We start from the raw sequence: 11541 nt of genomic DNA, 5'->3' as shown, positions 1-11541 counted from the left end.
TGCGCCGGATAGAGGTTCTGTATTTTTCTTTGATATAGAAATGCCTTATGAAATCTCCGAATCCAGGGAAGAGGAAGATATGACGATAAAAAGAGCATTGGTGGTAGATGATAACGAAAGCAACAGGATTATTCTTCAGCACATGCTTGCGTATAAAAATATTGATTCTACATTGGCTGCCAACGGAATGGAAGCACTGCAGATTCTTCTGAAAGGGGAGCGCTTCGATGTAATTCTTATGGATTATCACATGCCGGTTATTTCCGGACTGGAAACCATTGATAAGATCAGGGAATTGTTTAATCAGCGAAAAGAAATTTCACCGTTGGTGGTTCTTCATACCTCTTCAGAGGAACATGATATTATTAATTCATTTAAAAAAGAGGATAACTCTTATTTCCTTCTGAAACCTATTAAATCTGATGATTTATACAAAACTCTGAGAAGAGTGGCGCAAAGTAGTGTGATAGAAGTTGCAGCGCAGGAACATCCTGAAAATGAATCCCACTCTTTCATGAGTAACCTTGAAGTCCTTCTGGTAGATGATAATCCTGTAAATATGGTGTTGAATAACAGAATGATGACATCCATTGCTCCTGATGCACATCTTACGGAAGCCGTAAACGGGCTGGAAGCATTGGAAGAATGCAGGAAAAAACGATATTCTGCCATTCTTATGGATGTCCAGATGCCGGTAATGAACGGTATTGAAGCCACAAAACAGATCCGTATGCTTCCGGATTATGCTGATGTTCCGATTATTGGCGTTACCGCAGGAAATATTCTGGGTGAAAAAGAAAAATGTCTGGAAGCCGGAATGAATGATTTCCTTCCTAAGCCTCTCAGACAGACCGATCTTCAGGAAATGCTCGAAAAATACATCAGTGTTGGAAGCAATAATAAAAAAACTGATCATCATGAAAAAAATGAAGATCAATCAGAAATAAAACCTGAGAAATACATCAATATCAATATGCTGAAAGAACAGATTGGGGATGATGACGATGATTTTAAGGAAATGTTTCTCAATCTGCTCATCCAGGAACTTGTACAGGTAGAAAAAAATGTAGAAAAAGCAGCACAGGAAAAAGATATTGCAGAAACCAGAATGATTCTTCATAAACTGAAAGGAACAGGAGGAATTGCCGGCCTTTTTAAACTCGCTGAATGTGCACTGAGGTGGGAAAAGAAGGCAGAAGAAGAAATGGACTTTTCAGCCATGAATAAAGAAATACAAGAAGAAGTAAAAAGAGGAATAAATATCATAAAAAATTTAATAAAGTAAAAAAATCAGAGTTATGCTAATTTTGATCGCAGAAGATGATGAACTGATTCTTAAAACAATAGAACATAAATTGTTGAAAGAAGGACATGAAGTAATTTTGACCAGAAACGGGAAAGAAGCTATTGAAACATTAAAGGAAAATGACGTTGATCTTGCCATTACCGACATTATGATGCCTTTTGCTTCGGGAATAGAAATCCTTTCAGCAATAAAAACAATGGGAAAAGATGTACCTGTTATTATGCTTTCCAGTATGGGACAGGAAGAGGTGGTGCTTAATGCTTTTGATCTGGGGGCGTCGGATTTTATCGTAAAACCGTTCAGTCCAAGTGAATTGATGTTGAGGGTTAAAAGATTTTTGTCAAAATAAGATATATGGTAATTTCATCGATACATTTTCTTTTTGTTGTTTTTATTGTCATGTTGTCATTGGTATTGATGCTGGCGTTGATTGTACTTATTTACAACATCATAGAATACAACAGATCTGTACGAAGAGCCGGCTGGTCTGAAGTTATCAATAAGAAAATATCTGATGTAATTGTATATGCGGATGATGAGATCCCGGAAGATATCTACTTTAAAGCTCTTTCTGTAAACGCTTCATTCAGGAATCTGTTTCTGGAGAAACTTGTGGATTCGGAAAAAAAGTTTTCAGGTGTGGCAAAAAATAAAATTACGGAGCTTTTCAGAGAATATGATCTCCGTAAAGAAGCGATGAAAAAGCTGAATCAGAAGAAAGCTTATCTCATTGCCAGGGGAATACGGGAACTTACCGTAATGGAAGTTCAGGATGCTATTCCGAAGGTTGAGCAGTATTTGTCACATCCATCACCCCAAGTTTACCAGGAAGCACAATTCGCGATGGTACGGTTCAAAGGATTTGAGGGTCTTCATTTCTTAGATGATTTTCCCACCAGGATTTCAGAATGGCAGCAGCTCCGGTTTCTGCTATCTATTTCTTCATTACCCGCAGATTCGGAAGATGCTATATCAAAATGGCTTGAAAGTACAAACGATTCGGTTGTTATTTTTACGCTTAAATTAATAAAAAAGTTTCAGCTTCTTAATTTCTATCCGAAACTCATCGGATTACTGAATATTTCTTCAGTTGAAGTCCGTGTAAAAGCCGTGCAGACGCTCATGTCGCTGGAAAACCCGGAAACCGTCCAGTATCTTTCAGGAATTTATTATGATCAGCCGGATGAAGTTCGTATTGAAATTCTCAGGGTGATGAAAATCTCAAAAGATCAGTGCTGTATAGATCTGCTTAAAAAAGAGCTTTCCGGAGATGCTCATTCCGGAATAAAGGTGAATGCTGCGCAGGCACTATATGAGCTGGGGCATGGAGATTATTTATCAGAGCTCGCTGAAAAAGAAGAAGACTCGGAAGAGTTAGTCCAAATTATTAAATACGCATTGCAGGAAAAAGTATGTTAGAATTTTCACACATTGTTTATGATGTTGTTATATGGCTGTATTTATTGTACGGTACGGCGGTGGCAATTATTTACGGCTGGGTAGGAATTTACGCGCTCGGAGCAGTATTACGATATAAAAAAGAAAATGTTTTTACCGATTACAGTATTATTGCTGCCAATCCCAATGCGCCTGTTTTCAGCCTTCTTGCTCCTGCTTACAATGAAGGAATGACCATTGTTGAAAATGTAAGATCCCTGCTTTCTTTATATTATCATAACCTTGAGATCATTATTATCAATGACGGAAGTAAGGATGATTCTATGCAGAAGCTTATTGAAGCTTACGATCTGGAATGTGTGTCTTATTTTGTTCAGGGAAAAATCGAAACCAATAAAATAAAAGGAATATATAAAAGCAGGAATCAGGCTTTCAGAAAACTCATCGTTGTAGACAAAGAAAACGGGGGTAAAGCAGATGCGCTGAATGTCGGAATTAATGTTTCTTCCGGAGAGTATCTTGTATGTATCGATGTAGATTGTATCCTGGAACAGGATGCGATTTTGAGGCTGGCAAAACCGTTTCTTGAACAGACTGATAAAAAAATTATTGCCTGTGGCGGAGTGATCCGGTTGGCAAACAATTGTGTGATCGAAGACGGAAAAGTAGTCAGTGTAAATATGCCGAAAACGCTGCTGGGAAGAACACAGGCATTGGAATATATCCGCGCATTTGTATTGGGAAGAATGGCCTGGTCAAGAGCTTCAGGGCTTATTCTTATTTCCGGGGCATTCGGGGTTTTCGACAGGAAAATAGTTCTGGATTGCGGAGGTTACGACAGGAATACGGTAGGAGAAGATATGGAACTTGTCGTGAGGATGAGAAAATATATGGAAGAACGGAATGAGCCGTATGAAGTAATTACCATTCCGGATCCTTTGTGCTGGACAGAAGTTCCGGAAACAAAAGATATCCTCAAAAAACAAAGGAACCGCTGGATGAGAGGAACTATAGAAACCCTCTGGAAACATCGCAAAATGATGTTTAATCCTAAATATAAAAAGTTAGGAATGATAAGTCTTCCATACTGGTTCTTCTTTGAGTTTCTAGGACCTTTGGTAGAATTTTCAGGGTACATCGTATTTATCATATTTCTTCTTTTAGGAATCATCAACTGGCCTTTTTTCTTTGTTTTGTTTGCTTTGGTATTATCCATGGGATTCCTCTATTCGGTTTACGGAATACTGGTAGACATGGTAAGCCGGCAGGTGTATGGTAAAAGAAAGGACTTCTTTGCATTGATCAGCACAGCATTTTCAGAACCATTCTATTTTCACCCAATTGTTGTAAAAGCGGGTGTAAATGGCTTTATCGATTATTTTAAAAAGTCTCATGGCTGGGGGGAAATGACGAGGCAGGGTTTTAATCAGAATACAAAAAATTTACCGCTGAAAGAAAAAATCTGGGCTATCCTGAAACACGGACTTAAAAAATGGGGCGCTTTAGCCTCTGTTTTCAGTGTCCTTTTTCTTGTCGGAATTCTGGCAGAGTGGTTCTGGTACAGATATATGTTTACAAAAATTGACACCTCTGCAGTGGTAGGTTCTCTTTTTGCAGACAATATTCTTTTTATCTTCGAACTTATGTTCGGATTTGGTATTCTGTATCTCATCATTAATTTTATTAAAGAAAGCTGGGCCAAAACGCTGGCAATAGCTGCCTGCGGACTTGTCGTTGTTTTACAGTATATTTTATTTCTTTATTTTTCCGAAACGGGAAATTTGTTGGGGGCAGACCTTATCTATTACAGTAAAGAAGAAATGAAGCAGATTCTTCAGGCCAGCGGAATGCTCAATTTTAAAAATTATGCGCTGTTTGCTATTTTGCTGGCTGTATCATTCGTTCCGTTGTGGATGTCAGGACGTTCCGGCTTCAAATCAATTTATCCGGGTATAACTTTTCTGTCGCTTGGATTAATTGCATTTTTTATTCCTTCAGAAGCCCTGCATTCTGAAACGCTTGATAAGGCTAATGAATTCAGTCAGAATGCAGGAAAGAGCAAATGGGAATATTTCTTTAAAGCCAATGAAGAAAATTTTATAAGTGATCATCCTGAAATTACAGAATTTTTTGGTGGTGACGATGAAAAGATAGCATCTTCCAATACGATGTTGAACGAAGGATTTCCTTTCTGGAAAAAAGAAGATACCCAGGATTTTCTGGGAGCATATTTAAACAAATCCGATGAAATCCCGAATCTTGTATTTGTCACATTGGAAGGCTTCGGACACGCCTACACTTCTCCAAAAGGATATGTCGGGAATTTTACACCTTTCCTGAATTCTCTTTCCAATCAGAGTCTTTATTGGGAAAATGGTCTGAGCAGTGCAGGAAGAACTTTTGCTGCGTTACCGTCGCTTACAGGTTCTTTGCCCTTCGGCAAAAACGGATTTCTTGAAATGGAAAAAATTCCGGATCATTTTAATCTCTTCAATATTCTTCAGGCTAACGGTTTTGAAACCGGATTTTATTATGGAGGTAACCTGAAATTTGATAATTACAGGAATTATCTTGAATACAGCAAAGTGAATCATATTGTAGATATCGGATCTTATGGGGAAGGGTATAAAAGGCTTCCTGCAAATAATGAAGGCGATAGCTGGGGTTATGAAGATCAGGCAGTGTTCAGAAAAGTGCTTGAAGTACAGAAAGTGCAGTCGAAACCATATTTTAACATGGTTCTTACACTCTCCACCCACAATCCGTTTTTGATTAATAATAAAGCGTATTATGAAAAAATGTACAATGATAAGTTAGCATCAAATCTTTTAACTGCTGACCAGAAAAAATGGGCAGGACAATATAAAGATCAGCTGATCTCCATTTTAAATGCTGATGATGCTTTAAAACAGTTTTTTGAAAACTACCGTAAGAGGCAGGATTTTGCAAAAACAATTTTCTTTATTACAGGAGATCACAGTATGCCGGAAATTCTTATTCAGGATAAAATTGACAGGTTCCATGTACCAATGATGATTTATTCACCATTGCTGAAAGGGCCTAAAAAATTCATGAAAACAGTAAGTCATTTGGACATAGCACCATCTTTTCTGGCATATTACCGGAAAAATTATAATCTTATTACGCCATCTACCGTAACATGGGTTGGAAAAGGACTGTCTTCGGATGTACAGATCACCAAAGCGGATTATCCGATCATGCAGAGTAAAAGTCTTCTCACGGATTTTGTTTCCGACAAATACTATCTGCACGACGACAAACTTTTTATTCTTAATAACCTTGATGAAGAAAGCTATGATAATCCAGAGGTCTTAAAAAGGGTAAAAGGACGTTTTGATCAGTTTAAAAGAATGAATTCCAAATTCTATCAGACGCAAAAACTGATGCCGGATTCCGTATTCACCAATTTTAAGAAAAAAGCCAAATAAGTTAACAGTAAAATAGTTGGTGTAATCTTCTGTAATATCTGTTATTATTGATAATATTTAAAGTTTATTGAAAACAATTTCAATAAACTTTTTTTTGCTTAATTAAAAAAAATCATCTAGTCATTACGAAAAAATCTTCATGTGCCATTGCAGAAAATGGTTGAAGACTATTATCCATAAGTAATGAAAAAGGATAGCTCAGCAGCCATCCTTAAATTATTATTTACGCTATAAATGATTGAAGGTATTTATGAACATTAGAATTTTCTTGTATATCCTAAAGTAACGTCAAACTGATTTCCTTTTTCATTAGGCCGGTATTCCTGATTGAAATACATAGTACCTATCGAAAACAGGTTTCGTTTAACTGAGAAATTATATTCGGCGCCTACTTTAAAGGTTTTCAGCTTGAAGGTTTCATTTTCCAGGAGATTGTTGCGGGATTCTTCAGGACTGATTCCCGTTCCGATCTGGAATGCAAAATAATCCTGAGCACTTTTGGTATAATAACGCACCGTTCCTGTATAAGAATGGGAAATATTTTTATTGTCAGGAGTAATATATGTACGGATATTGAACCAGAAATTTTTGTAATATTTTCCTACAGAAGCCGTGTACATCCATATATTATTGCTGAAATAAAGCTGTCTGTAACCGATTTCCGCTTCAAAGCTGTGCGGGAGATTTGCATTTAATGAAACTCCTGTGCGGTATTTCGGGAAAATGCCCACATCATTAGAATAGGCTCCGCCTACATACAGATAAAACATATCAGATAATCTCGGATAAGCTTCCAGCTCTGCCTGTATACCGTTTTCCGCAAATTTGTTGGCGTAGTTTGCTCTCAGGATTACAGATCCTATGGGAGTTACCCTTTTATAGCCCACACTTACAATGTGCCAGTCGTCCGGAAACTGTTTGTCAAAATGAGAATAATTATAATTAACACTGATTGCATTTTTAGCAGCCAGATCATTGATTCTTACTGCAAGATTGATAGCTTCCGTATTTTTAGGGTTAATGGCTAAAAGATTTTTGATTGCATCCTCAGCTTCTTTATACTTCTTGTCGGCAAAATAAGCTCTTGCCTTCAGAAGCCATAATGCTTCAGATTTAGGATGAAAGGATAGTCCTTTATCAACAATTTCAATGGCTTTCGTATTATCATCATTCCAATATTCAAGAGAAGCATATGCAATGAAATAATCTTCATCCCGGACCTCTCGTTTGCCAAGCTCTTCAAAAATCGCTCTTGCAGACCCGGTATCCTTATTCCACGTGTATACTCTTCCTAAAAAAACGGAAATATCCGTATAGTTGGGAGCTTTCTGCAACGCCTGTTTGGCAAGGTCAATTGATTTTGTATAATCTTTTTCGTCGAATGCGGCAGTTCTTGCCTTCACAAATAATTCATCTGCAGAAGGATCCTGCTGGCTATATGCATAAAACGGAAGCAATACGAGTAATAAAAACCCAATATATTTTTTCATTGAAACGGGGAATGGTTAGACAGTTCTCTTATTAATGATATAATAAACAAATATATTGAACTTTTTGTATCTGTAAATAAATATTGGTAAGTAAAATATAGTTTTTATCACAAAAAAATAAATCAACTGTTATAATAATTGTATCATATCATTAAAACCGGAATTTTTATACTCGTGATAAAGATGAGAGTGGAATTCATTCAGCTTTTTTAGCAGCTTTAAAAGTTCTTCCCGTTCTTCTTTGGCCAGTTTGCCCGAAAGAAGTTGGGAGGTTTTATTAACACTTTCTACCGATTCGTGAAAAACTTCTTCCCCCTTTGCTGTGAGTTTCAGTCGTTTGCTTCTTCTGTCTTCCGCATCATTTCTTTCTTCAATCATGCCGGATTCCAGAAGGCGCTTAATGATCTGGGTTCCGGTCTGTTTTTCATGGCCGTTTCTTTCAATAAGCTGAATTTTTGTAAGGTCCGGTTTATCTTTCAGACGATAGAGATAAGTAAACTCTTCATTGGCAAGATTCGGGAATTCTCCCAAACCTTTCCGGATAAGCTGTCTGGAATATCTGCCCAGCAATAACACCTGCTTACAGATCTCATTTTCTGTAAACGAAACCTCATGTTCTTCAGTGGTAAATAGCTTTGTAGGGCTTTCTTCCCTGTATTTTTTATCATTCAGCCAGAGACGGAAGTCTTCAACACTGGAATTCGGTTTGTGTGCATCCGAATTTTCAAAATCTTTTACCTGATGAAGCAGATCGATAAAAAAATCAGTATTCATAGTACAAATTTAGAGTAAAAATATCATTTTATATCAAATATTACAGTTTTATGGTACTTAAACCTCCGTCAATAGCGATAATCTGGCCTGTAATCCATGAAGCATCATCAGAAAGTAAAAAAGAAGTTAATCTGGCCATTTCACCGGCGTTCCCGATTCTCTGCAGCGGATGTCTTTTTGCTGAAGCTTCTCGTTTTTCCGGGGTAGATAACAGCTGTGAAGCAAGTGGAGTATCTGTTAAGGATGGGGCAATGGCATTGCATCTTATTTTCTGTGCTGAAAATTCAGCTGCAAGGCTTCTTGTAAGACCTTCTACAGCGCATTTGCTGGCTGAAACTGAAGCATGAAACGGCATTCCCGTTTTTGCTGCCACAGAACTGTAAAGAACAATTGATGCATTCCCGGATTTTTTCAGATTGGGAAGCAATTTTTGTATGCATTTCACGGCACCGAGGACATTGATAGCAAAATCATGGGTGAAATCTTCCTCAGAAAGTCTGTTAAGTGGTTTAAGATTAATACTTCCCGGTGCATAAACCAGTCCGTCGATTACATCTGGAAAAGCAATGTCATCGAGGTTATCCGATAAAATATCCTTTTCGTAAAATTTTACATTGATATTATCAAGTTCCGGATGTTTAGTTCTGGAAATTCCTATTATATTGTATTTTTCCGAAAGTGTTCTTGCTGTTTCAAGCCCGATACCGCTACCGCAGCCTACTATTACGATGGTTTTCATATGCTTATCCTTTATATTAAATAAATAATATTCAAATTTAGTAAATTAATTTACCTTATATATAAATAAAGTATAAATTTGTATTATAAAAAATCACTTAAATAAAATTATTATGATGAAGATACAGGCACAATCCAATATACCAACCGATTTCGGAGTATTCTCGATGTACGCAATTTCCGAAAATGAGTCCGACTGGAATCCGCACCTGGCTCTGGTTGCACAAAACACGGATTTTAATAAAACTGTTAATGTTCGTTTTCATTCGGAGTGCATTACCGGAGAAATTTTTCATTCCAAAAAATGCGAATGCGGGCAGCAGCTCGATGCCGCCATGAAATTTATGGCTGAAAACGGAGGGGTCATCATTTATCTGAGACAGGAAGGCCGAAACATCGGAATTATTAATAAGCTTAAAGCATATGCACTTCAGGAAAAAGGTTTGGATACAGTGGAAGCCAATCTTAAATTGGGTTTACCGGCCGACGGAAGAAATTTCGATGTTGCCGTTGAGATTCTGAAAATGCTGGAAATACAAAAAATAAACCTTCTTACCAATAATCCGGATAAGCTGAGATCTCTTGAAAACAGTGGAATTATCCTTGAAAACAGGCTGCCTCTTGAGATCGATTCAAACGAGGTCAATGAAAGTTATCTGGTCAAAAAGAAAGATTATTTTGGACATCTGCTCGAAAGGGTATGATTTTTTCGGGGATTGAATAATAATTCACAGAATCATATGATATGAAAAAAATACTGCTTACGGGAGCCACCGGATATATCGGAAAAAGAATGATCAGCGTGATCGCTGCACAAGGCTATAAAGTAGTGTGCTGCTGCAGAGATGCAAGCCGGTTTTCAAGAAATACAGATATCGACGAATCTCTTATCGAAGTGGTGGAAGTAGATTTTCTGAAACCTGAAACTCTGGAAAATATTCCCAAAGACATTTCCGGGGCATATTATCTCATGCATTCTATGAGCAATAGTAATGATTATGAAGATTCTGAGAAGAAATGTGCAGATAATTTTGCAACATTTATTGAAACTACCGAATGTCAGCATATAGTCTATTTATCGGGTCTGGTAAATGAAAAAGAACTTTCAAAACATCTGGGTTCGAGATTTCAGGTTGAAAAAATTTTAATGGAATCCAAAATTCCTGTTACGGTTTTAAGGGCAGGAATTATTATAGGGTCGGGAAGTGCCTCATTCGAGATCATTCGGGATCTGGTAGAAAAATTGCCGGTGATGGTAGCTCCAAGATGGTTGGATACCAAATGTCAGCCCATTGGTATCGCTAATGTTCTGGATTTCCTGATCTTTGTTCTTTTTAAAGAAGAAAGTTATCATAAAAGTTTTGATATCGGCTGTGATGATGTGCTTACTTATAAGCAAATGCTTCTGGAATTTGCACGTATAAGAAACCTGAAAAGAAAGATCTTCACACTGCCGGTGATGACCCCGAAACTTTCTTCATACTGGCTTTATTTTATTACTTCCACGTCATATAATCTTGCAACAGCATTGGTAGGAAGTATGAAAATTGAAGTAATCTGCAGACCCGAAAGTCTTTCTGAAATAAAACGTATTACCGGAATACAGCCTTTTTCCTATGAAACAGCTTTAAAAAGAACGCTTGCAAAAATTCAGGCAAATGAAATTGTTTCGAGCTGGAAAGACAGTTTTATAAGCAGCAGGAGAGATACCAGCCTCAAAGATTTTATGGAAGTTCCTCATTACAGCTGTTTTACTGATCTTAGAAGCGGCGCTTATGATGATCGTGAAAAATGTATCGAAAGAATTTTCCGGCTCGGCGGCAGTAACGGATGGTACGGACAGAGTTTATGGAAAATTCGCGGTTTTATGGATCTTCTGGTAGGCGGACCCGGCCTCAGGCGGGGACGAACTCATCCGGACAGACTTCATGAAGGCGACGCTCTGGATTTCTGGAGGGTTTTATATGCAGATCGACAGGAAGGAAAACTGATTCTTTTTGCTGAAATGAAACTTCCTGGAGAAGCCTGGCTGATGTTTAAAATTTACCGCGGGAAATTATGGCAAAAAGCCGTATTCAGGCCGCATGGGATTTCAGGAAGATTATACTGGTTTGCCGTTTTGCCTTTTCACGGAATTATTTTTAAAGGAATGCTTAAAAGGCTCACCGGGGATTCCTGATTTTCATATATTTTATCCGTTTTTATCATACACTCCTCATAATATTACGGTATTTCGTATTTTAAAATAATTATATTTAGATTTAAATAATTGATATTTAAATAGTTATTTATTAAGTGGCATATTTTGTAATTATAATTTTGAATTTAAACATTAATCAAAAAATTACAACAATGAGTACACTTACATTAAAAGACGGAACAGAAA

General features: G+C 37.3%; 9 protein-coding genes. 6 read left to right on the top strand and 3 right to left on the bottom strand.

Going from position 1 to position 11541, the window contains the following annotated elements; genetic code table 11:
• The 4 genes from U9K52_RS20835 to U9K52_RS20820 all read left to right on the top strand — a co-directional run.
• A partial coding sequence (locus tag U9K52_RS20835) for a response regulator (RefSeq protein ID WP_322927975.1) occupies positions 1–1285 on the top strand: 1285 nt, incomplete at its 5' end.
• A 13-nt stretch (positions 1286–1298) separates the two neighbouring features.
• Positions 1299–1655 carry a response regulator transcription factor gene (locus tag U9K52_RS20830; RefSeq protein ID WP_248393765.1) on the top strand — a complete coding sequence of 119 codons (357 nt, stop codon included), beginning with the start codon at positions 1299–1301 and terminating at the stop codon, positions 1653–1655.
• 5 nt (positions 1656–1660) lie between these two features.
• Complete coding sequence (locus U9K52_RS20825; protein ID WP_322927973.1) at positions 1661–2725, top strand: hypothetical protein; 1065 nt, start codon at positions 1661–1663, stop codon at positions 2723–2725.
• Positions 2719–6153, top strand: coding sequence for a sulfatase-like hydrolase/transferase (locus U9K52_RS20820; protein WP_322927972.1), 3435 nt, complete (start codon positions 2719–2721; stop codon positions 6151–6153). The genes U9K52_RS20825 and U9K52_RS20820 overlap by 7 nt, the downstream gene beginning before the upstream one ends.
• 257 nt (positions 6154–6410) lie before the next feature.
• Here U9K52_RS20820 and U9K52_RS20815 read toward each other — a convergent pair whose 3' ends face one another.
• The 3 genes from U9K52_RS20815 to U9K52_RS20805 all read right to left on the bottom strand — a co-directional run bounded on the left by U9K52_RS20815 (position 6411) and on the right by U9K52_RS20805 (position 9156).
• On the bottom strand, positions 6411–7643 hold the full coding sequence (locus U9K52_RS20815) for a YaiO family outer membrane beta-barrel protein (RefSeq protein ID WP_322927971.1): 1233 nt from the start codon (positions 7641–7643) through the stop codon (positions 6411–6413).
• Positions 7644–7772: 129 nt separating this feature from the next.
• Entirely contained in the window at positions 7773–8417 is a 645-nt protein-coding gene (locus U9K52_RS20810) for a helix-turn-helix domain-containing protein (RefSeq protein WP_322927970.1), read from the bottom strand.
• Positions 8418–8457: 40 nt separating this feature from the next.
• Positions 8458–9156, bottom strand: coding sequence for an SDR family oxidoreductase (locus tag U9K52_RS20805; protein WP_322927968.1), 699 nt, complete (start codon positions 9154–9156; stop codon positions 8458–8460).
• 112 nt (positions 9157–9268) lie between these two features.
• Between U9K52_RS20805 and ribA the strand changes: the two genes are divergently transcribed.
• Together ribA and U9K52_RS20795 are read left to right on the top strand one after the other, a co-directional pair.
• A complete protein-coding gene (ribA, locus tag U9K52_RS20800) occupies positions 9269–9859 on the top strand; it encodes a GTP cyclohydrolase II (protein WP_248393759.1) in 591 nt (196 codons plus the stop codon).
• A gap of 41 nt (positions 9860–9900) precedes the next feature.
• Positions 9901–11334, top strand: a complete 1434-nt coding sequence (locus tag U9K52_RS20795) for an SDR family oxidoreductase (RefSeq protein ID WP_322927967.1) — start codon at positions 9901–9903, stop codon at positions 11332–11334.
• Positions 11335–11541: the final 207 nt, after the last annotated feature.

This window comes from Chryseobacterium sp. MHB01 (assembly GCF_034651565.1).
GTDB classification, from domain to species: Bacteria; Bacteroidota; Bacteroidia; order Flavobacteriales; family Weeksellaceae; genus Chryseobacterium; species Chryseobacterium nepalense.
This window is presented reverse-complemented; position numbering and strand designations above follow the sequence as displayed.

Bases quoted from the DNA above. Each gene is read 5' to 3' on its own strand.
- ribA (WP_248393759.1), top strand. From the start codon at position 9,269: ATGATGAAGATACAGGCACAATCCAATATACCAACCGATTTCGGAGTA.
- U9K52_RS20825 (WP_322927973.1), top strand. From the start codon at position 1,661: ATGGTAATTTCATCGATACATTTTCTTTTTGTTGTTTTTATTGTCATG.
- U9K52_RS20795 (WP_322927967.1), top strand. From the start codon at position 9,901: ATGAAAAAAATACTGCTTACGGGAGCCACCGGATATATCGGAAAAAGA.
- U9K52_RS20820 (WP_322927972.1), top strand. From the start codon at position 2,719: ATGTTAGAATTTTCACACATTGTTTATGATGTTGTTATATGGCTGTAT.
- U9K52_RS20815 (WP_322927971.1), bottom strand. From the start codon at position 7,643: ATGAAAAAATATATTGGGTTTTTATTACTCGTATTGCTTCCGTTTTAT.
- U9K52_RS20805 (WP_322927968.1), bottom strand. From the start codon at position 9,156: ATGAAAACCATCGTAATAGTAGGCTGCGGTAGCGGTATCGGGCTTGAA.
- U9K52_RS20830 (WP_248393765.1), top strand. From the start codon at position 1,299: ATGCTAATTTTGATCGCAGAAGATGATGAACTGATTCTTAAAACAATA.
- U9K52_RS20810 (WP_322927970.1), bottom strand. From the start codon at position 8,417: ATGAATACTGATTTTTTTATCGATCTGCTTCATCAGGTAAAAGATTTT.